Raw genomic sequence first — 21,336 nt, 5'->3', positions numbered from 1 at the left:
GAGAGAGCCCCTCCTTAAGCTTTTTCTGTTTTCCGCATTAATAATGAAAGGAATGGAAAAACTAGGAACCAATACATCGTATAGGATTGATTCGGTTATGATGCGTTTAATCATTATAGGTATTATGTGGATTATCGCTTTTTTTAAAAGTGATTGGAAAAGATGGCAGGACTATCATGCTACCATCTTATTTATCATTGCTGCGGATTTTTATGTTTCATTAATTACATATAATTACACACTGTGGGATTTATCCTCTGAACTGGGTGGACATCTCCTCAATGATACGCTGTTAGCCGTATTGTTCTTTCCGCCAGTCATCTTACTTTATTTTACCTACTATCCCAAACATAAAGGCATATTTCGAAAAGTACTTTATCTTATGCTTTGGGTTTTGCTTTTTACAGGCATTGAGATAGCGGAATATTATTTGGACAATATCAACTACGACAATAACTGGGGCATAATGGAATCGCTTTTCCTTAATATTGCTTTGTTTATCGCATTGACCGTTCATCCGGCAAGGCCGTTTTTTGCCTATTTTCTTTTCTTACTTTATGTCATTTTGTTAATCACCATATGTCAGATTCCCGTTTCTGGATTTAAATAATTTTCTTTGTCCCATAGAAATCTATTTTATTGATCATTTTGTACATACTAAGTAAAAAATAGAAGGAGTCTTGGGTAAAATGGAACATAACGCAAAGCTCGTATCGTCGGAGGTTGCTGCATTGTGGAGTGCTTATATGCAGAATTCCATGGCTTATTGCATCGTACAGCACTTTGCAGCTGTAAATGAAGACCCTGACAGTACAGATATCATTCAAACCGCTTTAACGAATTGTCAATTTGTCGTGAACGAAGTAAAAGGAATCTTTGAAAAAGAAAACCATGCTATTCCAATTGGGTTTACACAAGAAGATGTAAACCTGAAGGCCAGCCGATTATATTCAGACCTGTTCACCATGAGATACATAAAATACATGGCGGCAGCTGGAACAGCTGCAGCGGCTGCTTTACTTGAAGTATTGGCCAGAAACGATGTAAGAGAGCTGTTTTCGGAAATTTCCGCAAAGTTTATGAAGCTATACAATGATTCGTGTGACCTGCTGCTAAAAAAAGGGGCATTTGTTCGTTCTCCGACTATTTCACCTATGGAAAAAGCGGAATATCTTCAGGATGAATCTTTTCTGTCTGGATTAATGGGCAGGCATCGCCCTTTAACAGCGATCGAACTGGCCCATATTTCTAAAAATACGGAAACCAATTCGATCGGAAGAACATTTATAAGTGGTTTTTCCCAAACGGCCAAATCGCCGAAAGTCAGAAAATATATGGAAAGAGGAACTGAAATCGCTGCGAAGCATGAAACAGTGTTTCGAGATATATTGATTAAGGATGGCGTGCCATTGCCGAGCTCATGGGACTCCACGCTCTCACAATCCATTGAACCGCCTTTTTCCGATAAGCTAATGATGTTTCAAATAGACAGTCTAATCGCGCTTAGTGTGGCAGGATACGGGACAGCAATCGGTACCAGCCTTAGGAAGGATTTAGGCGGACATTACACGAGGCTTATGGCTGAAATCCTGCAGTTTGCGAATGATGGGACTGAATTGATGATTGAAAATAGGTGGCTGGAGCAGCCCCCGCAAAACGTGGACAGGGAAGCCTTACGAAACAGAAAATAGTAGTAAAAAAAACAAGCTGATTCTCCAACAAAGGAAAATCAGCTTGTTTTTTGTCTAGAAGTCGTTAGCTATCTCCATCTTCCTCAACCAAATTCTTAAGTATAGACAGTTTGTTGCTCCAGAACTTCTCATAGTAGGAGAGCCACTGCTTCACTTCATTCAATGGTTCAGGGTGGAGCTGGTAGATCTTTTCCCGGCCTTCTTTTCGCCCGGATATCAGTTCAGCTTCGGCCAAAATCTGAAGGTGCTTCGTAACTGCTGTCCGGCTCATGGAAAAGTGAGAGGTGATCTCTGATATGGGCCGCTCATTTTCTGAAAGCAGCCTTAGCACTTCACGTCTTGTAGGGTCCGCGATCGCTTTAAAGACGTCATGCTTCTCAGCTGGTGCAGCCACTTAGCCCTCAACTGCCTTTTTAAGTCTCTCATTGACGATGCCAACCCATCCGCCGTTCATGCGGTCACGGATGACAGAACTCTTTTCGTTCGCTTTTCCGATAATCGCATCTTCGTCCTTCCAGCCGCTATGGATCAGCGTGAACTCGGTTTGATCTCCCTTTTCCTCGAGTAAGAACGTGATAACCCAGCCATCCGTGTCCCATGCAAAAGAAAGCTTTTGCGGTTCATCGATCGAGAGCACCTTACAAGGGGAAGGGCCAAAAGGGGATTGAATGTGAAACTCGTGGCCTTCTTCGGCTTTAAAGTCGTTCGGCATGAACCAGGCGGACATGCCTTCAGCAGTTGAAACCGTATCCCACACTTTTTGGATCGGCGCATTAAAAACAGCTGTTTGTTTAATATCTGGCAATGTTGACATTTAATCATCTCCTAAGAAAAATATATAACCATTTGGTTTCGCGTTTATGATATAACACCTTTTGGTTTTATGTCAAGCATATAAGGAATGAAACGGTTAATGGAAAGAATCACCCTAAATTTTATAATGGTTTTGAGCCAAACTAATTTTGTCATACGAAAGTGGCCAAATATTATTTTCAAGGAGATTAACATGAGAACAAACATGAATAAGATCTTGCCGGTGATTGCTTCAGTTGGAGTAGGCATCGCAGCGTATCAGATGATGAGCGGGAATGGCGGAAAGATGAAAAACATGCTTCCTCTTGCAACCAACATGATGGGAATGGGAAACGCTGGCTTACTTGGTCAAGATCAGCAGCAACCTATGGGTAATCAATAAACGGATATAGAGACCCCTTTTTCTGGGGGGTCTCTAATATTAGGTGTTATCCCTTTTTCTCACCGATCATTCCATAGTCTGAAATCTTTACTTCAACCTTAGTTGTAATCGGAACGGTTCTAAACTGGCTGTCCCAGTCTTTTTTAACACTTTCCCAAAGCCTTGGATGCTGGATCCTTAACTGGTTGCCAAAGCCTCCTGCATCTACACCAAGGTCGTTCTGCATCTTATCTAATGTATGGCTGATCGATTTTTCAATTTGCTGTTGAATGTCCTTTTCCACTTTTTTAAGATCGCTGTTTTCGAACAGATTGAGGGGGGTTTTCCAGTCTTCTGCTATGCGTCCATCCGTATTTACCTGAACCTGAAAGGATATTTGGCCACTCTTAACATGGGGAATAATCTTTGATTTTAAGCCTTCGATCTGGTAATAGACTGGCTGTTTCGTCTTAGCTCTTATTGAACCGCTTTTGCTGTCACCGGTTATCAGATTCAGCCCCTCAACCTCTTTTTTCGTGAAGAACCCGATCAGTTTTTTCGTTTTCCCTTTAAATACGGCCGCTCCATCGAGCTGTGTGTCTCCATTTTCGGAACTTAGTCGTTGAACCACGAAGCTTGAGTCTGATTCCATATAACCCAGAACCTGGATCAATGTTGTGGGTTTTATCATTCTGGTCGAAAGCTGCTGGTTAGCGATTTCAGATATCCGAAAGGAGGGAATAACGTTTGGTTCCTTTGATTCTAATGTGCTGCTTGCTTTTCCCTTTGAAACAAACACTAGGGTGCTTCCTCTTATATCGATATCCCGATAATAAAGATCGACCAACTGTTCCAGGTTAGTCTTTCTTGCTAATTTGTCTCCGATCACCACGATCTTTTCGTGAGCACCAAATATCGAACCTTCTCTTTTTAACGTGGTCTCCCACCCGATCGGCTCGAGCGCTTCTCCTGTCTCTTTTACATTGATATAGGCTTGTTGTGTGGTTGAACCCATGGACTGCCCGCCCCCGCCTGTTTGAGGGATGATATACTGGAGAGTGGATCTGATTTTACCTTCTTTTTCTGCATCGATTGCGGCACCAGCAACAAAATTAACATCCTCGATCGATATATAGCTCCAGCAGCCTGTAAGGAGTATAGCGTTTATACAAAAAACCATCCCTAGTGTAAAAGTTTTCCTGCTTGTTTTCTTCATGATTTTTTCCCCCTTATCAATGTGATAAGAAGAAGCAGAACAGGGACTGAACTAAAAAAATATAGGGTGAAATTTCCGATCATCGAACCCATCTCAAACATCTCATTTATGTTTTTGGGAACCATTGAAACGATATAGATCAAAGGTGCCAACCCATAAATAAAGCCATTGATATTTTTCTTGAACATCTGGGACAACCCAAGCGATGCCGCATAATAGCAAACAGAAAAAGTGGCAAACAGCTGCATGATCCAAACAACAAGGAGGAGTGAATCGAATCGTTCGACTAAAAGTCCCTGGATCTCAAAGCTCCTGATAAAGGTTAAGACAGGCCAGGTCTGGGTTACGACGCCATCGACTGTCAATGATCCGACTACCATCACAAAAGTGATGCTGTAAAAGACCAGAGGGATGATCAATCCTATAAAAGTAGCTTTCATTGCACGATTCGGTTCTTTCATGAACATAAAGATGATCATGATGATCTCGAAACCGACAAAAGATAAAGAGGTGGTGGTCAATCCTTTCATGACAGGACCGAGCCCCATCCCCAACACGGGGCGGAGATTATCTACTTCAAAAACCTTGATCCCTAAAAACATCACGAGAAGAAAGAAAAGAACCGTGACAGGGAAAATGATCTCAAACATCCTTGCGATCGGGTTGATGCCTCCTGTGATCAGATAGAGCCCCACCCAAATAAAGGGGAGGATGATCGCCCAGTTTGGCGTACCCTGCAATAAGAAAAGACGGGTTGTCTCGGACATGGCTCTCAGTTCAAAACTGGCGAGCGCCATATAATAGAGGATGATGCATAAACTGATGATGGCCCCAATCCATTTTCCAGTAATTTCTTTGCTAAACTGAAAGATGCTTTTACCTGGAAACCGTCCAGCCAGCTTCACCATGATGAAGGCGACAAGGATCGCAATGATCCCGCCAAGGATGATCGTGATCCAGCCATCTGGAGTTTTGACTTTTTCGGTTACCGTCCTCGGCAGGGTCAATATGCCTATCCCTAAGATGAAATTGCTGATGATGACTACCGTTTGGGGTGTAGTGATCTTGTCGATTGGCTGTTTAGACATAGGCATAACTCCTTTCAAGGTATTCTCCGTGTTTACTTCCTTTTATCGTCCTGTGTATGCATAAACTTTGGTCGGCGTTTCATCATCGACAGAGGTGCACGGATCAGAAAGTCCTTCAGATCATTTAGCTGATAGGGTACTGCAGGACTTAAGTAAGGCACATGGAAGCTCTTTAGCTTCACCAGGTGGCTGCAAAGCAGCAAAAAGAACAGCACCACACCATAAAGACCATATATAGCAGAGAGCAGCATGACAACGAAACGGAGAAAGCGAATCGTGATTCCGATGCTGTACTGCGGCAGTGTAAAAGACGAGATGGCAGTAACCGCTACAACGATGACCATGATCGGACTGACAATACCGGCTTGCACGGCTGCTTCCCCGACGATCAAGCCTCCAACGATTCCGAGCGATTGTCCGACCGGCTTCGGCAGACGCAGCCCGGCTTCCCGCAATATTTCGATAGAGACTTCCATGATCAATGCCTCGATCAAAGGAGGAAAGGGTACTCCTTCTCGGCTTGATGCGATAGAAATCGCAAGCTTCGTAGGTATCAAGCCTTGATGAAACGAACTGAAGGCGATATATAAAGAAGGCCCGAACAACGCGATAAAAGTGGCCAGATAGCGCAGCATCCGAATCAATGTGCCAGGGATCCACCGTTCATAATAATCTTCCGGAGACTGCAGGAACATGTTAAAGGTTACGGGAGCGATCAAGGCAAAAGGAGTGCCATCCAGCAGGATGCCGACGCGGCCTTCAAGCAGGGCGCTCATCACCCGGTCAGGCCGTTCGGTGTTCTGGATCTGCGGGAACGGGCTGTATTGATTATCTTCAATCAGCTGTTCCACATAACCGGATTCGGGCAAGTCATCAATATTGATCTTTTGGATCCTCTGCTTGACTTCTTCCAGCAGCTCAGGGTTTACAATACCTTTTATATACACAACAGCCAGGTCTTTTTTTATGCGGCTGCCCACTTGAAAACGAGCAATTGTGAGGTCCTGTGTTTTGCCATGGTTCCTTAACAGGGCTGTATTATCCGACAAATTCTCAACGAAGCCGACTCTCGGTCCCCGGACTAATGGTTCGGACTGTGCTTCCTCAATGTTCCTTGTTTTCGCTTGGGCGACATCGAGTAAAAAGGCTTCACACATTCCATCCACCAGCAGCCCGACGTAACCAATCATAATGTCTGTCGTTAATGTTTTGATGGATGTGGTCTCAGTCACTTTTCCAACCGATAGTTTATGAGCAGTGATAAGTTCTTTGAGTGGAGGCTGTAACTCGTTATCACGGCATTCATGATCCTCGACAGACATCAAACTGCTCAGGATATTGTTGTTGATTTGGCCCAAATCACATAAACCATCGATAAAAATGATGGCAGCCTTGATATTCCGTGGCCCTATCCTTAGCTCACGGACATGAACATCCGAATTTTGTCCAATCTCTTGGTGGATAAAGCCTAGATCGATCGAAAGGTCCCCGCTTAGTTCATCGGAACAGGATAGAATGGTTTCTTCATTACTTTCAATTTGCTGTTCTTCATTCCTGAGTAATTTTCTTCTTCTTTTCATGCGGTGTTCACACTTTCTCCAACGAACTGATCCACTTAAAAAACTTTGATATCGCGAACGGGACAATAAAACAGAATAAACCTTCTACAAATACCTTCAGATCAGGAAGGAAACTAAGTACTTTTTTCACCATAACGATCCCCTTCAAATCGAACAAGTTTTTATTCCATCTTATATTTTCCAATGCAAGGTATTAATAACCAGAAAATTGGCGTGAACTTCCAACTGGATAAATATGCTAAAATGATATAAACGAGAATGTTCATGAAAAGAGGGCTAACGGCTATGAAGCATTCTGTTTCAACCATTCAACCGAACAAGATACCGGCAAAAGTGAGCGAGGCATTAGACGATTATTTAAAAATCGCAGACGAAAGACTGCCTGACCTGTTGGAATCCTTTTATCTTTTTGGATCGATTTCGATAAATGCTCATCAGGAAGGATTAAGTGACATTGACTTTTTTGCCGTTGTAAAACGGGAGCTTACAGAAGCCGAGGTTGAAGCGTTAAGGCAAATTCATCAGGAAATGAAAAGGAAGTATCCGAAGCCGGGCTTAGATGGCATGTATGTAAGGAGAGAAGATCTTGAAGGGACTAACGAAGGCGGGCGATGTCCTTATTTTAACGAAGGAAAACTTCAAGGATATCGGCTTTTTCACAGGAACTGGATCGATGCCTTCCAGTTAAAAATGTACGGCATCGTTGTGAGGGGACTTCCAATTGAAACCTATAGTTTACCTCTGGACTGGAAAGGATTGAAGGCGAGCTTGATCGAAAACATCAACGGCTATTGGCTGAACTGGGTGAAAAGGTGTGAAAGTGTCAGATCCCTTCAATTTCCGGGTCTATTTGTGAGTAGTGGGATGATTGAGTGGGGAGTCCTTGGAGTTACACGGCTTTACTATTCCATACGTGAAGAAGACATTACTTCAAAAATGGGAGGAGGGGAGTACGCGTTACGAACGGTTCCCGAAGAGTATCACAAAATCATTCGTGAAGCCTTACGAATCCGAAACGGAAATAAGTTCTCATTATATGGTTCAATAGTTAAAAGACGACGGGATGTTTTAAAGTTTATGAATTACATGATCAAGGAATGTAATAATCTTTAAGTTTTAAAGAGAAGGATGGGGAATGCATGGCTCAATTGGTCTTTAAACGTGAGAGTCAGTGGATGAGCAAGTGGAGAAAATTTGATATTTATATCAATGACAACAAAGTGGAAGAGATTAAAGATGGAGAAATCATAAATATTGATAAGGAACCAGGTGAGTATGTCGTAAAGCTTAAGATCGATTGGGTGGAGAGCGCTACACATGAGATCCGATTGAAATCGGATGACATTATTAAGTTCCAGTGTGGGAGTCGCTTAAAAGGATGGAAGATTTTAAATGCTTCATCTTCCATGAACAAAGTAGATGAGTTTGTATATTTGGAGAAGAAATAACCACATCGATGAAGGAAACCCCCTTTATCACCTGGAATATATAATCCATATCTGAATTATCACCCGAAATTTAGATCTATCGAAGTTTATTTCTGAAAAAAGATATTAAAAAGATTGTGGAGGAATTATATATGTATGTCACAATTTCAGACTTCATCAAAGAATGGAACAAGGAAGCTATATTAACTCAAAACGTTTTGGACGGTTTGACAGATGATTCATTAAAACAACAAGTTTATCCAGAAGGCCGTACTTTAGGAAGAATTGCGTGGCATTTCACAACAAATATTCCAGATTATTTAGCTCATTTTGGGTTGCAGATAAAACAAATAGAAAATGCAGAAAACGTACCAAACACAGCAAAGGAAATTGCTGAAACCTTCAAAAGTTTAAGTATTAATGCATCCAAAGTTATCGTAGAACAATGGACAGATGAATCTCTAAAGCAAATACAACAAGCTTTTGGAAGACAGGAATCGAATGCTACAATCCTAATGGGACTAATCAAGCACATTGTACATCATCGTGGACAAATTACAGTACTTATGCGTCAAGCAGGGATAAAACCTTTTGGGGTTTACGGACCGCCAAAAGAAGATTGGGCTCATTTAGGTGTGGAAAATCCGCCGCTTTAAAAAATTGATTCGTTACTTTAACAAAGATTAGGAAACCTTTTAAGTTTGGGTTTCCTTTAATTTTTTCTGTTTATCAATATTAAATAACATAGCATATAAAAAGATCTGCAAGACCCCCGTGCGTATCAAGCTGTGTTTTTTCTTAAATTGCGTAATACAACATATATGCAAATAAAAATGTAGGTGCGAAGGACTATGGAAAATTGGAGAAATAATACGATTTGGTTTGAACAAATACCTGATGATCTTCAGGCTGACTTAAATTTAAAAAAAGTGAAATTAAATCAGTCAAATCTGCAAGGTATTGAATATTTAACTCTTAGGCACTACAAAAGCAAAATGTTTAATTTAGATGATTTACATATTCCTCTAAGTATTACCTATCTTGATTTAACATGGTCTAATATACATAATTTCATTGGGATTGGAAAATATCCAAAATTAAAGAGATTAGAATTGCACTACTCTACCAAACTGCAAGATGATTTAGGATTGTCCGAATTAGCTAATACGATCGAACATTTGCATATTAATCAGTCAAAGAAATTTCGCCCAAATAAGGAGTTATTCTCTCTGAAGAACCTTCGTGTTTTATGTCTTAATTCTTGCGGGAATCTTGAGAATTTAGATTTTCTTCATGAATTTCCCAATCTGATCGACTTTCGATTTGTTGATACTAATGTGTTAGAGGGCGACTTATCACCGATTTTAGAACATCCAACGATACGAAGTGTAGGGTTCCTAGACAAAAAGCATTACTCTATTAAGTTTGATCAGTTAAAAGCTAGTTTAAATGAAAAAAAGGGTGGGGAACCATTTAAAACTGTTATCAAGTATGGCGATCTAGAGACATATAGATATATTTATTAAATTGCTGGGCTTGATATTATTTGTATGCTTTATGATTTTCTCCATCAACATAGATTATGCTTATGCTTTCCACCACCCCTTTACATTGGAAAATGTCTCGTAATCACATCCCGGATCATAATCAAAATCTTTCCCGGTACGTCTTTCAAAAGCGTCAGCAGCTAGATCGAGCAGCGGTTCAAATGTGTCACCTTTAGGCATTAAGGCAGGGTCTGTAAGTACTGATTCAAAAAATTCTTTGCCTTGCGCAATAACGGCACAACGGAAATACAAAAACAGATCAACTGAGAAATGGTCTTTTGTTTCGTCATAAGAATAGATGCCTATGTTTCTCGCGTGTTCCATTGTATCTAATTGAAACAGTTTATAGGAAAGTGCTTCTTCAAACTGCTTGATACTGCGAACTCCGAGTTTTGCTAATGCCGTAACAGCTGGTTCGGTATCCTCTTCATCAATGAAAGAGATAATATCCCAAAACATCTCTTCCTTCATCATCTTCTTAGGCTTTTGGTTTTCTGCGTTTGCTTCTCTTTCCATCGTTTCTTCGTCTTCTCGTACTTCTCGCTCAAAGTTTTCTCTATCATGGATCCAACGCCATTCATAATACGCTTCGATACCTGTTGTTTTATCCCAGACCCCACTGTAATCAGTGCGTATCATTTTATTTTTCACCTTCATGTTACCGATGTAGATCAACTCTTTTGGGGGCTTTCCATCAACTCTCGATACAGCTGGAGCACCATCAAAAAAGAAACGATTTTGTACTAGCGTTTCTTTTAATATTTCATTTTCAATGTCTGGAAGTGCTTTATCCATATAAGGGGTGGTAGCGATCATAGAAGAGCGGCCATCGTGATCCATAACTCGGATCGCACCATATCGGCCGTCAGGCAGCCCGACCGCAAAGATATCTCCAGCGGAGACTCTGGCTTTTCGTTTAAAGTTAAACATGTTCGTTCCTCCTGAAATTTTTGCTGTCCATTATTTCTTCAAAACGTATAAGGTGTCCTTGTTCAAATTTTATGGGGGCACTTCTTTGTAAAAATTCTTAAACGCTTTTTATATACAACCTTTACACCAGCCATACACTTCCTATAAATCTGGTTGCTACTCTATTTAGTGGTAAGACCAGTACAAAAATCGGAGGGGTTTGGAATGAGTTCAAAACAAGTTAACCGTCGTGATTTTATTAAGATTGGGGGAGCGAGTACACTTGCATTAACACTTGGCTCGCTTGGTGAGTCGTCTTCACTTTTTAATCAGAATACGACAATACACGCTGACAGTCATGAGGAAAAAGTTCTTCGTTTTCACCAGAATGGCAAGTTCAAAGTAGTTCAGTTCAACGACACGCAGGATGATGAGCGCATCGACCGCCGTACGATCGAGCTGATGGAAAAAGTGCTAGATTCAGAGAAACCAGATTTTGTTGTCATGAATGGAGATAACATTACGGGTGGCTGTGATACACCTCTTGAAATGAAACAAGCGATGAACAACGTTGTGCAGCCGATGGAAAAGCGCGGGATCAAGTGGGCCGTTACATTCGGCAACCATGATGAGGATTCCACTCCTAAAAACGGTATAGATGAAGAGAAGATGCTCGAATTCTACCGTTCTTATAAACATAACTTGAACGATAAAGGTGCAAAAGTTACTGGGACAGGCAACATGAACCTGCTCGTCTGGGATCATGAAGCGAAGAAAGCAGCGTTTAACCTTTGGCTGCTGGACAGCGGGCGTTATGCACCAAAAACAATTGCTGGACAAGACTTCCAAGGCTACCCGACGTGGGACTGGCTTCGTTTTGACCAAGTAAGCTGGTATAACGAAACATCTCAGAAGATCGAGAACCGATTTGGCTATAAGGTGCCGTCACTCATGTTCATCCACATTCCGTTATGGGAGCACCGTTACATGTGGTATGCGAGTGTCGACAGCCGTACAGAAGCAGATCATAAGCGTGCTGTAGAGAAACACCAAATCACTGGTGAGCGTAATGAAGCTGAGTGCCCAGGACCGATCAATTCAGGACTGTTCTCGGCGATGCAGCACCGTGGTGATGTAAAAGGCGTATTCTGCGGCCATGACCACATCAACACGTATGCTGGAAACTATTACGGCATCATGCTGGGGTACAGTGGAAACACTGGATTTGGAACGTACGGCCTTTCTGGAGCAGACCGCAACCGTCTCCGCGGGGCACGTGTGTTTAACCTTGATTTGAACCATGAAAACGTACTAGCAGAAACCCACATGGTGTTTGCAAAAGACTACGGCATCGATCTTACAGCGAACGATCAAAGCATTGATCCGGCTCCACTCCCAGAGAAGGAAGCGGTAAAAGCATAATCAGTAAGAAATCGAGTAGAACCCCCAGGTGGTTTTGCTCGATTTTTTCTTTTTACTGTGAAGGGAATCATCATTTTATGTAGAATTTTAGAACGTCTGTGAGAAAAGGGGGAATTACGATGTCTAAAGCTATCATTCGTACAGCTCGTATAGAGGATGCTGAAGCTGTACTCGACATCCAGCGTGAGGTCGTTACAGAAAAAGATTACTTTATCGCCGTAGCTGAAGAAATTAATAAAACGACGGAAGAGCATCAGGAATGGATTCGAAAAATCTTTGATCATGAAAGAGAAACAATGCTAGTCGCAGAAGTGGATAATAAGGTAGTAGGGTGGATCGTGTTCCGGTCACAAGAACGGAAGAGAATGCACCATACAGGATCGTTTGCCATCATGCTTCAAAAGAATTATCGGAATCAGGGGATTGGTAAACTATTAATCCATGAGTTGTTGTCGTGGGCTGAACAGCACCCCGTAATCGAAAAAGTTTCGTTAGGTACGTTCTCGACGAACACCAGAGCCATAGAACTATATAAAAAGTTAGGGTTTGTGGAAGAAGGACGTAAAGTGAGGGAGTTTAAGTTTAGTGACAATGAATACGTAGATGATGTTTTGATGTACAAGCTGGTGAAGTAAAAGAAAAAGCTCAGAGCTATTAGGCTTTGGGCATTTTATTGTTTTGGCAGGTTTTCATTCCTATACATAAAAATTGTAGTAAAAGTCTACACGAGAAAAGGATTTTAAAAATGTTTTTAAAAATAATGAGAGGAAATTATTGTATTTGGCTTAGATGTGAGTATAATATTAATTAACCACTGGTCAATTAAAGGGGGAGTTAGGTGCCTCGCAAGAAAGCATCACAAGAACTTACAAGAGACATGATTGTAAAAGAAGCAAGAAAGCAATTTGAAAGGAAAGACTTTCACCAAGTATCTATGCGCAGTATTGCTCAAGAACTCGATTGCAGCCACGGTGCTATTTATTATCATTTTAAAAATAAAGCTGAGTTGTTTTATACCATCATAGAGGAATACTTTATTTCGTTAAACAAACGAATGGAGGATACAGTTAACGATCCAGGAGATAAGCATGGAAAGCTTAAAAATGTGTTTCTTTGTTTTATCGAATTTGGTTTGGATCACCAAAGTCAGTATGAAATTATGTTCATGACGCGGAATAAGGAAGTAGATGGACTATCTCACGAAGCTGCAAACCTAAGCTATCAAAAGTTTGCTGAGACCGTCCAGTTATTATCTCATAAAAGATTACTGATTAAAGATATTTACTCCGCATTTATTTCCCTTCATGGATTTGTTTCTCATTACAGTGGCTCTGTAAGCAGCTATAAAGAAGCAATTGATGCTGCACAAGTACATGCGGATTTTATCTTGAAAGCATTAGATTAAACTTTAGGTTTTACATATAGCCTAGAGTTTTATTTTAAATATTATTGACCACTGGTCAAATAGAGAGGGAGAACAATATGAAAAAAGCTTTAGTAGTAGGAGCATCAGGTGGAATTGGATATGCATTGGTCCAAGAGCTAGTTTCAAAGGGTGTGAAGGTTGTTGCATTTGCTCGTGGTGAAAATAAATTAAAGAATCTCTTTCAAAAAACAACTGGCGTAACAATTTACCCTGGGGATGCTCTTGAACTAAGTGATGTGATGAATGCCTCAAAAGATGTAGATGTAATCTTCCATGCTGTAAGTTTTCCTTATCCAGAATGGAGTAGAACCCACATTCCTTGCATGGATAATCTAATACATGTAGGAGAAGTCAAACAATTAAAAATCGTACTTGCAGACAATATCTATGCCTATGGCAAGCAAAAAAACAGAGTAACAGAAACGGCTGTTAAAATGCCGCATACGAATAAAGGATGTATTCGACTAGAAATGGAGAGGAAGCTTAAGAATTCCAGTGTCCATCATTTAATTGCTCACTTACCTGATCTGTATGGACCTAATGCGAATAACACTCTGCTATACGAGACTCTTAAGAACGTTGTTGAAAATAAAAAAACAAATTATATAGGAGATCCTTGCCTTCAAAGGGAGTTTATCTACACGAAAGATGCTGCCAAAGCGGTTGTTAACCTTTCACTCCAAGAAGATACGTATGATCAAAACTGGAATATCCCTGCAGCACGCCCGATCTCTGGAGAAGAAGTAGTTAAGATCATCAGAGAAATAACAGGCTATAAAAAAAGCGTAAGAATAGTTAAAAAGAATATGATTCGTTTTATGAGTATATTTTCACCGTTTATGAAAGAGCTGATTGAGATGATGTACCTAACGGAAGAACCGGTAATCTTAAGTGGAGAAAAATATGAACAGAAATTTACTTCAGTACCACGAACTCCGTACAAGATAGGATTGGAAGAAACGTTATCATGGATTGAAAATAAAGCTTAATGAATAAAGGGAACTTCTTAAAGTGAAGTTCCCCTCTGTTTCTTACTGTCTTCCTTCTGTTAAAGGAATAGACTCATATTTTTCAGGATCGATGTTATAAACAGAACCATCGGTAACGCCATCAATGACTCCGTATAGTCCGCGTTCGATGGCTTTTACAAGCTGGCCTTTTTTCTTCTGACCGAACGATTGTGTTTGGCCTCGCACTTCAAAGAGCACCGTACCACTGCCGTTCAGTGCGAATGACCCAAGTGCTGTTCCAGGCAGGTTCTGATTCTGCGGATACAATGAGATGTTTCCGAATGGTGAATCACCTTGCTCCTGCATCGCATCATACACCGCAACGTTCAGCTGTCGGGAGTAATCATAGTCATATTTATCGGCATATTGCGCGTAGGCTGCGCCTTCAGTCGTTTTTGGATTTGGCACGAACTGCGCAGAGATGGAGAACGTTACAAGATCATCCGTACCATCTACTTCATAGTAAGGTGCTTGGTGATGGAGGTCGATGAACGCTTCGACCTTTCCAAATTCCTTTACAAGGTCTTTATACACATCACGTACCGTTTGTGATTCAGGCGTGATGTACCAGCCAGGAGTAGAGGATTTGCCAGGGAAATCAGATGCTTTTGGTACATAGTTAAGATCCGGGTTAAAGTCACGGTTCACGTCAAATCCTGGTTTAGACGCATAATCGTATGTTTCATTTTTGTACGTATAATAGTTCCAAGATGGCTTTGCGGTTGATAACTGAGGGAATTTGCTTACAACTTCGTTCCAGTTCAGGTCATTTCCGCGGCGATCCAATTCAGACGCATCCGGGTTTATCATCGGAAGGGCAACGAGTGTAATCTCACTGCGGATTTTCTCTGCTTCAGGAGAATTAGATCCTAAGAACTGAAGGATATTTAAAATGGCATTTGTTCCTGTTTTCTCATTTCCATGGATTTCACTTTGGATCATCACCACTTTTTTACCTGTACCAACTGTCGCTTTGTAGATCTCGCGGTTACGGTTAGAGTAGCCAGCTGTTTCAACTTTCACTTTTCCTTGAGAGTTGGTTGCGATCTGCTGCAGCTTGTTTGTGAGTTCTGCATGATTGATGAAGCCATCTACAGAGAACGTTTGTTGATCAGGTGTTCCGGGAGACGTGTTTGCTGAGGCAAAAGTTGGTGCTGTAAGGCTTGCAGATAGGACCAAGGCGCCGAGTGTGTATACCATTCTTCGTTTGAACATGTGGATTCAGTCACTCCCTTAATTTGTTGTACAAGCCTTATACTAATACACCAAAATAAGGAATACAATTAGTAGTCAGATAATTCATACAATTTACCTAACATAAAGAAAAAAGCCTGAGTCATTGGCTCTAGGCTCTTGGTCACGTGAAATTATTATGCTTCTTCTTTTTGTTTTACATTTCGTTTGATCGTTGTTGTTAAGATGAACGCAGCACCAGAGATGAGGGAAGCGTACACCATCAGTTCAGTTGGGGAAAGTGAGAACATTTTCGCAAGTTCTACAGAATACGCAAAGATCGTGGACGTAAAAAGCTTTGTTAAAGCCGCAATGATAAAGAATCTTCTAAATGTAACTCCGCCTAGCCCTGCTCCAACACAGATGATTTCGTCTGGAAGAATGGGAATGATAAACATAATAGCTAAGAATAGGAATTCATTTCTCTTTACATAACTTTGGTATTTTGCGAGGTGTTCTTCTTTTATAAATCGGGAAACGATGCGCTGACCGCCAATCCTTGCGATGAAATACATCACGATGATACCGGCAAGCGTTCCAAGAAATCCTAGAGAAATCGCCGTTACAGGTCCGAATACAGCACTTGCTCCTGCAACTGTCACCACTTCAGGCAACGGGAGAACGATCGGTTGCGCGAAACAGATGGCTAAGTATATAAGTTTTGCAGTCGATTCATGAAGTTTAAGCAAATTTTCAAATCCGTACATATCAGTTAATACGAGTAGCTTTGTCAGATAGAAGATAGCAAAAACGATCAAGCTGACGGCAAAGAAATAGATCGCGATCAATCGTGTGATTTTTAAGGATGGCAGGCTATTTTTTGCCAAGAATAATACGTCAAAAGTAACGATAAGAAGTGATAAACCAATCCCGATCAACTTGAAGACTGGCTGGATGGTGGGCAGCAATTTGAACAGTGTTACAAGGGTTAATGATGTTAGTGTGATGTGCAGCAGAAGCTCGAGTGTGATTTGTTTTTTGGTAAAAGTATCTGTCATAACTCATGTCTCCGTTCGTCATTTCTTCATACTATTAGTTTAGACAAAGAAAGAAAGTGCAGACAGTTTCTCCAGGTGTAATTTGATTAAGACTTGAGGCGTAGTTATAAAAAATAAAAAGGAGCAGCGTCTGCTCCTTTTACCATTCTCTCCACTCTTCGGTTATGTCTTCATCTTCATCCATATGTAAACCAGTTAGTTTAGCAGCTTCTGTAATAAATTCATATAATTCTTCGCGCTCAACCGTCTCAATAAATTGTTAGTTATCGGATATATTCATTTGTAAATATTTTATTAAAAATGTCTTTTCTTTCTGTCATCCTTTTTTCTATTATAGTAATATAAAATTTCCCGATTCTTGAAGAGCAGGTGAATAAAGTAATTATGTTTAAACTGGCAGAGAAGTATTATGACAACGACAGAGGTTATCTTTACATTCCCGTAAGCTGGAGAGAAGAATTCAATATCACTCGCGATACGATCGTAGGCATTGACTGTGAAAATGATGTGGTTATTATTGATAAGAACGTTGAAAGAGAGTACACACAAAGGTTAAGTAAGAAAGGTGTACTCACGATTCCTTTAAATCTAAGGCAGAAACTCAGTCATAAAATTTATAACATTTACATCGTGCATGCTGAAGAGAAAGTGATCTTAAAACAAGATGAATAGGGAAAAGCGAGTGAGATATTCACTCGCTTTTATTATTGGCAACTAAAATAAACTAAATATTTTGAAGATTTTTGGAAAAATATGTAGATGAGTGTATTTTTGAATGGTAAAATATTACTACATAGTATAGGTGTCAGGGGATATTTGTACTATGAAGAGAAAGGGTATTGGGGCAGTTAAAAAAATAACTAGGAGGTACTGAATGAAGTACAAGTTCGTGCAAGACAAGGTTGAGGAATATTTGATTAACAGTGACACGATGGCCATTCATCCGTTTGTTAACCAGTGGGGTGCTGTGTGTGCAGAGATTTATGAAAGAGATGCTGTCATCCTCGTTGAAAAGAAACCTACTCGAATCATCGTAGATACTTGTCCTTACTACGGCGGAACCTATGATGGTAAGAAAGAAGCCGCACGAATTAATTTGGGAAAGCTATGTTTCGCTCCCATCATGATTAACTCCAAACTTGATATTTTCTTCTTTCCCACGCAATCACCACGAAAAGATACCTGCATCTGGCTGTCTCATCCCCACATAGACGACTATGAAAAAATCGGCCTGAAGAAGGTCAGGGTTATTTTTTCAAATGGTATGGACCTACCCATCGATAGTTCCCACTCAGCCTTCAGAGGCAAACTTCATCGAGCCGCTCATTACAGAACGATGCTAACCAATCGAACTACAGAAAAGGAACGAGAACGCTTACGAAATCGTGATCTTATCCTTACATAGAAATTTGTAAAAAGCGCCTGATGTGAAGTTGATCAGGCGTTTTAATATTGTAAAATACTGTAAACTTTGGGTGCTTTTATAATAGATGCTTTATAAATGATGAAATAAAATTAAACCTAACTTTATAATTTATTTGGTTTAAACATTCCTAAATGTGTAAAGGATTGATAACAAGTTAAGAAAGGAGGCTTATCATGGAAGTCAATATGAGTTCTGAAGAGGTAATTGTCGAGATTCGAAACTTGAGTGCCAGGGGTACAAACCTTAACAAAAAAACGGTAAAAAAAACACATCCTCAGCTAATGAGACATGCACTTCACTATTTCCCAAGTTGGGATGATGCGATCGAGAGAAGTATGACGAGTTAATTTTCCATCAAAGAATATATATAACGCAATAAAAATGGACGCAACTCGTGGGGAGGCGTCCTTTTTTGTGAGGTGGTTACGGAAGAAAGGCATCAGAAAACTAAAATTATGAGTCATGTTCACTCATTGATTTAGTTTTGTTTAGAATCTCTAGCTGTTTTTAAATCTGTAAGTTCTTCACCCCACAAGATCAAATAGCACACCACTCTTCCCACTCATCGCGAAGGAGGCCCATTCGAATAGAATCATAGTATTCCCCGTTGTAATAGCGGCATTTTCTGAGGCGGGCTTCCATTGTCATGCCTAACTTTTCTCCAACCTTTATCATGCGTTCGTTGCCTGACCATGTAGTGTAACCGACACGGACTAACGGCTTCGTGTTGAACAAGTGGCTGATCCAAAGACGAATCGCTCGTGTACCGTAACCGCCGCTCCAGTACTTCGGGCTATAGATGCCGATTCCTATTTCCATCCAGTTGGATGGCTGATGCTCCCAATAGTAGCTTACCGTTCCGATCAGTTCTCCATTAACTTCTATGGCCCAGCGTTTGTCTTGATTCACGTAATTTGCTTTGTTCGAAATAAATTCATCAAAAGGAACATGTTTGTGCTCAAAGTATGGGGCATCCCACTTTTTCCACTCAGGTGATTCTTCTTTGTAGATGAGTTCCCATAGCTTTGGCAGATCTTCTTCTGTAATCGGTCGAATCATCAAATCGTTATCTTTGTAAGACATTCCATTCCTCCGCATACGTTTTATGAATGCAAATACACCCTTTTATGATACCATTATTTGTAAAGATAGAATTAACAATTATTCCTAATGTGGGGGAAACTATGAAACTTAAAATCATACATACCAATGATCTTCACAGTAATTTTGATAATTTTACGAGAGCAGCCACCCTGATCAAACAGCATAAAGATGAATATACTATTCTTTTAGAAGCGGGAGATTTTGCTGATTTTAAAAGCATCGAACTGCAAGGGACAAGAGGACTGGCAGCAGTAGAGTTGTTGGAAGCTGTAGGGTATGATGCGTTGACGATAGGAAACAACGAGATGTTTAATGGGGTGAATACGCTTGAACACATGGCCACTCATAGCTCTGTTCCTTTTATCAGCAGCAACCTTTTTAAGCAAGACAGGACGAATATTAGTGGAGTCCTTTCTAGTATCCTATTGGATAAAAACGGTCTCCGAATCCTGATCACGGGTGCCTCGCCTGACATGGGTGAATTTAACGAAGGGCTCGGGTTACATAATGAAAACTACATGATCTCGATTTCTGAGGAGATTGAGAGACATGCAGGGAATTATGATCTGTGCATCTTGCTGAACCACGTTGGCACAGTTGCTGACATCGACCTTGCTAAAGAGATGGCGGGAATAGATGTGATTGTCTCATCACACGACCATCAGCTTTTTACAGAAGCAAAGACGGTCAATGACACGTTCATCGTAAGTGCTGGAAACTATGGTGAGTATATTGGGGTGTTGGAGCTAGATGTGGATGGGAAGAGTAAGAAGCTTATTAGCTCTGGTGTTTATCCAACCAAGAATGCTGCAAGTGATGAAGAGATCGCAGCGATTTTAAAAGTAAATAAATATAAGGCGATCGAGGTGCTGAAGAAGCCACTCTATCATATCGAGCAACCTTTATGGCATGACGTGATCGGAGAGAATCCCCTCACGAATTTGATTGCAGATGGACTAAGAGACATGCTGAACTGTGACATCGGTCTGATCAACAGCGGAATCGCTAATGCTGGCATCTTTCACTATGTTTCTGATAAAAAATTGATTGAAGTCTGCCCGTCGCCATTAAACCCTACGTCGTTCGAGCTCCAAGGAAAATACATAAAAGAAGCGGTCGAACAGTCTCTGGATGTACAGCACTGTTTGTTAGACGGGAAGGGACCCGGTTTTAGAGGAAAGTATGTTGGCGGGCTGCATGTATCAGGAGCAAAAGTGGTTCATGATGGCAGCAGTGTTATAGAAATAAGTATTGGCAGTACACTTTTAGAAGATGAAAAATGGTATACAGTAGCAACGTCTGATTACCTTCAACGTGGCTCAGGGTATCCTTCACTCGCCAACAACAAAAATGAAAAATACCGAGCAGAAGAAATAAAAGAAGTGATTAAAATCTATGCTAACAAACCAGAATTCGTAGAACGTGCTTTTGTTACAAGATTCTTAGAACAACAAAACCAGCCTTTTGTAACGAGGGGATAAAAATGAAGACTCAACAAGACATTAAACTGGTAATCGGAGCTGGTGAATATTATAACAACCCAGGCTGGCTTCACACGCAGGAAGAGGAACTGAATCTGCTGAATAAAGAAGAGTGGGAAGAGAAATTTGAACCCGAGTCAGTATCAGCGATTCTTGCTGAACATGTGTGGGAGCATCTTACTTACGAAGAAGGACAAACAGCCGCGAAGATTTGTTATGCGTTCCTGAAGCCTGGAGGATATATTCGCTGTGCCGTCCCTGATGGATACTTTCCTGATGAAGCATATCAAGAAATGGTACAGATTGGAGGACCCGGGCCAAAAGACCATCCAGCTGTAAGCCATAAGATCGTTCATACTTATAAAACATTAAGTAAGATGTTTGAGACAGCTGGGTTTCAAGTGGAACTGCTCGAGTACTGTGATGTATCAGGCAGCTTCCATCAAAACGAATGGGACGGAAAAGACGGTGTTATTTTTCGTTCCAAACGATATGACCCTAGAAATCAGGGAGAACGTATCAAGTTTCCCTCACTGATCGTGGATGCCATTAAACATAAAAAGACAGAAGAGATAATTCTTGAAAGAGACAGGATTTAGAAAGA

General features: G+C 40.7%; 25 protein-coding genes. 16 read left to right on the top strand and 9 right to left on the bottom strand.

Going from position 1 to position 21,336, the window contains the following annotated elements; translation table 11 throughout:
- The first annotated feature begins 43 nt into the window (after positions 1–43).
- Together IEV52_RS14670 and IEV52_RS14665 are read left to right on the top strand one after the other, a co-directional pair.
- Positions 44–610, top strand: a complete 567-nt coding sequence (locus tag IEV52_RS14670; protein WP_188403254.1) for a CBO0543 family protein — start codon at positions 44–46, stop codon at positions 608–610.
- 79 nt (positions 611–689) lie between these two features.
- Positions 690–1,691 carry a DUF3231 family protein gene (locus IEV52_RS14665; protein ID WP_188403253.1) on the top strand — a complete coding sequence of 334 codons (1,002 nt, stop codon included), beginning with the start codon at positions 690–692 and terminating at the stop codon, positions 1,689–1,691.
- Positions 1,692–1,755: 64 nt separating this feature from the next.
- Here the strand turns inward: IEV52_RS14665 and IEV52_RS14660 are convergent, their stop codons facing one another.
- Together IEV52_RS14660 and IEV52_RS14655 are read right to left on the bottom strand one after the other, a co-directional pair.
- Positions 1,756–2,085: an ArsR/SmtB family transcription factor gene (locus IEV52_RS14660; RefSeq protein WP_188403252.1), complete on the bottom strand. Its 330-nt coding sequence runs from the start codon at positions 2,083–2,085 to the stop codon at positions 1,756–1,758.
- The gene (locus IEV52_RS14655) at positions 2,086–2,505 is read right to left on the bottom strand and encodes an SRPBCC family protein (protein WP_188403251.1); all 420 of its coding nucleotides are present in this window, start codon (positions 2,503–2,505) and stop codon (positions 2,086–2,088) included.
- Positions 2,506–2,697: 192 nt separating this feature from the next.
- On the opposite strand from IEV52_RS14655, the gene IEV52_RS14650 reads away from it, so the two are divergent.
- Positions 2,698–2,886 (top strand): hypothetical protein, encoded by a 189-nt coding sequence (locus IEV52_RS14650; RefSeq protein ID WP_188403250.1) that lies wholly within the window; start codon positions 2,698–2,700, stop codon positions 2,884–2,886.
- 46 nt (positions 2,887–2,932) lie between these two features.
- On the opposite strand, the gene IEV52_RS14645 is transcribed toward IEV52_RS14650, so the two are convergent.
- The 3 genes from IEV52_RS14645 to IEV52_RS14635 are packed head-to-tail and all read right to left on the bottom strand — an operon-like array spanning position 2,933 to position 6,749.
- Positions 2,933–4,081, bottom strand: a complete 1,149-nt coding sequence (locus IEV52_RS14645; protein ID WP_188403249.1) for a Ger(x)C family spore germination protein — start codon at positions 4,079–4,081, stop codon at positions 2,933–2,935.
- Entirely contained in the window at positions 4,078–5,169 is a 1,092-nt protein-coding gene (locus IEV52_RS14640) for a GerAB/ArcD/ProY family transporter (RefSeq protein WP_188403248.1), read from the bottom strand. Before IEV52_RS14640 ends, IEV52_RS14645 begins: the two co-directional genes overlap by 4 nt.
- A 32-nt stretch (positions 5,170–5,201) precedes the next feature.
- The gene (locus tag IEV52_RS14635) at positions 5,202–6,749 is read right to left on the bottom strand and encodes a spore germination protein (RefSeq protein ID WP_188403932.1); all 1,548 of its coding nucleotides are present in this window, start codon (positions 6,747–6,749) and stop codon (positions 5,202–5,204) included.
- Positions 6,750–7,034: 285 nt separating this feature from the next.
- Here IEV52_RS14635 and IEV52_RS14630 point away from each other — a divergent pair, with 285 nt between their 5' ends.
- The 4 genes from IEV52_RS14630 (at position 7,035) to IEV52_RS14615 (ending at position 9,702) form a co-directional block, all read left to right on the top strand.
- Positions 7,035–7,862, top strand: coding sequence for an aminoglycoside adenylyltransferase domain-containing protein (locus IEV52_RS14630; RefSeq protein ID WP_229754302.1), 828 nt, complete (start codon positions 7,035–7,037; stop codon positions 7,860–7,862).
- A 26-nt stretch (positions 7,863–7,888) separates the two neighbouring features.
- Entirely contained in the window at positions 7,889–8,197 is a 309-nt protein-coding gene (locus tag IEV52_RS14625; RefSeq protein WP_188403246.1) for a hypothetical protein, read from the top strand.
- Positions 8,198–8,328: 131 nt separating this feature from the next.
- On the top strand, positions 8,329–8,832 hold the full coding sequence (locus tag IEV52_RS14620; protein ID WP_188403245.1) for a DinB family protein: 504 nt from the start codon (positions 8,329–8,331) through the stop codon (positions 8,830–8,832).
- A gap of 195 nt (positions 8,833–9,027) precedes the next feature.
- Positions 9,028–9,702, top strand: coding sequence for a hypothetical protein (locus IEV52_RS14615; RefSeq protein WP_188403244.1), 675 nt, complete (start codon positions 9,028–9,030; stop codon positions 9,700–9,702).
- Between the two features lie 60 nt (positions 9,703–9,762).
- On the opposite strand, the gene IEV52_RS14610 is transcribed toward IEV52_RS14615, so the two are convergent.
- On the bottom strand, positions 9,763–10,653 hold the full coding sequence (locus tag IEV52_RS14610; protein ID WP_188403243.1) for a DUF4240 domain-containing protein: 891 nt from the start codon (positions 10,651–10,653) through the stop codon (positions 9,763–9,765).
- A gap of 204 nt (positions 10,654–10,857) precedes the next feature.
- On the opposite strand from IEV52_RS14610, the gene IEV52_RS14605 reads away from it, so the two are divergent.
- The 4 genes from IEV52_RS14605 to IEV52_RS14590 all read left to right on the top strand — a co-directional run bounded on the left by IEV52_RS14605 (position 10,858) and on the right by IEV52_RS14590 (position 14,469).
- The gene (locus IEV52_RS14605) at positions 10,858–12,054 is read left to right on the top strand and encodes a metallophosphoesterase (protein ID WP_188403242.1); all 1,197 of its coding nucleotides are present in this window, start codon (positions 10,858–10,860) and stop codon (positions 12,052–12,054) included.
- Positions 12,055–12,173: 119 nt separating this feature from the next.
- Positions 12,174–12,689: a GNAT family N-acetyltransferase gene (locus IEV52_RS14600; RefSeq protein WP_188403241.1), complete on the top strand. Its 516-nt coding sequence runs from the start codon at positions 12,174–12,176 to the stop codon at positions 12,687–12,689.
- Positions 12,690–12,892: 203 nt separating this feature from the next.
- Positions 12,893–13,459 (top strand): TetR/AcrR family transcriptional regulator, encoded by a 567-nt coding sequence (locus IEV52_RS14595; RefSeq protein ID WP_188403240.1) that lies wholly within the window; start codon positions 12,893–12,895, stop codon positions 13,457–13,459.
- 77 nt (positions 13,460–13,536) lie between these two features.
- Positions 13,537–14,469, top strand: a complete 933-nt coding sequence (locus IEV52_RS14590; RefSeq protein WP_188403239.1) for an SDR family NAD(P)-dependent oxidoreductase — start codon at positions 13,537–13,539, stop codon at positions 14,467–14,469.
- A gap of 42 nt (positions 14,470–14,511) precedes the next feature.
- Here IEV52_RS14590 and IEV52_RS14585 read toward each other — a convergent pair whose 3' ends face one another.
- Both IEV52_RS14585 and IEV52_RS14580 read right to left on the bottom strand, forming a co-directional pair.
- On the bottom strand, positions 14,512–15,705 hold the full coding sequence (locus tag IEV52_RS14585) for a M14 family zinc carboxypeptidase (RefSeq protein ID WP_188403238.1): 1,194 nt from the start codon (positions 15,703–15,705) through the stop codon (positions 14,512–14,514).
- 155 nt (positions 15,706–15,860) lie between these two features.
- Positions 15,861–16,721, bottom strand: a complete 861-nt coding sequence (locus IEV52_RS14580) for a TVP38/TMEM64 family protein (RefSeq protein ID WP_188403237.1) — start codon at positions 16,719–16,721, stop codon at positions 15,861–15,863.
- Between the two features lie 384 nt (positions 16,722–17,105).
- On the opposite strand from IEV52_RS14580, the gene IEV52_RS14575 reads away from it, so the two are divergent.
- The 3 genes from IEV52_RS14575 to IEV52_RS14565 all read left to right on the top strand — a co-directional run bounded on the left by IEV52_RS14575 (position 17,106) and on the right by IEV52_RS14565 (position 18,494).
- Positions 17,106–17,393 (top strand): hypothetical protein, encoded by a 288-nt coding sequence (locus IEV52_RS14575; protein WP_188403236.1) that lies wholly within the window; start codon positions 17,106–17,108, stop codon positions 17,391–17,393.
- Between the two features lie 202 nt (positions 17,394–17,595).
- Complete coding sequence (locus tag IEV52_RS14570) at positions 17,596–18,126, top strand: competence protein ComK (RefSeq protein ID WP_188403235.1); 531 nt, start codon at positions 17,596–17,598, stop codon at positions 18,124–18,126.
- A gap of 194 nt (positions 18,127–18,320) precedes the next feature.
- Positions 18,321–18,494, top strand: a complete 174-nt coding sequence (locus IEV52_RS14565; protein ID WP_188403234.1) for a hypothetical protein — start codon at positions 18,321–18,323, stop codon at positions 18,492–18,494.
- A 190-nt stretch (positions 18,495–18,684) separates the two neighbouring features.
- Here IEV52_RS14565 and IEV52_RS14560 read toward each other — a convergent pair whose 3' ends face one another.
- On the bottom strand, positions 18,685–19,230 hold the full coding sequence (locus IEV52_RS14560; protein ID WP_188403233.1) for a GNAT family N-acetyltransferase: 546 nt from the start codon (positions 19,228–19,230) through the stop codon (positions 18,685–18,687).
- 101 nt (positions 19,231–19,331) lie between these two features.
- Here IEV52_RS14560 and IEV52_RS14555 point away from each other — a divergent pair, with 101 nt between their 5' ends.
- Both IEV52_RS14555 and IEV52_RS14550 read left to right on the top strand, forming a co-directional pair.
- Positions 19,332–20,732 carry a bifunctional metallophosphatase/5'-nucleotidase gene (locus IEV52_RS14555; protein WP_188403232.1) on the top strand — a complete coding sequence of 467 codons (1,401 nt, stop codon included), beginning with the start codon at positions 19,332–19,334 and terminating at the stop codon, positions 20,730–20,732.
- Positions 20,733–20,734: 2 nt separating this feature from the next.
- The gene (locus IEV52_RS14550) at positions 20,735–21,331 is read left to right on the top strand and encodes a class I SAM-dependent methyltransferase (protein ID WP_188403231.1); all 597 of its coding nucleotides are present in this window, start codon (positions 20,735–20,737) and stop codon (positions 21,329–21,331) included.
- The last annotated feature ends 5 nt before the right edge of the window (positions 21,332–21,336 follow it).

It is taken from the genome of Fictibacillus barbaricus (assembly GCF_014635025.1).
Lineage (GTDB): Bacteria > Bacillota > Bacilli > Bacillales > Fictibacillaceae > Fictibacillus > Fictibacillus barbaricus.
Note: the sequence above shows the minus strand (reverse complement) of the source record. Positions and strands in the feature narration are given on the sequence as shown.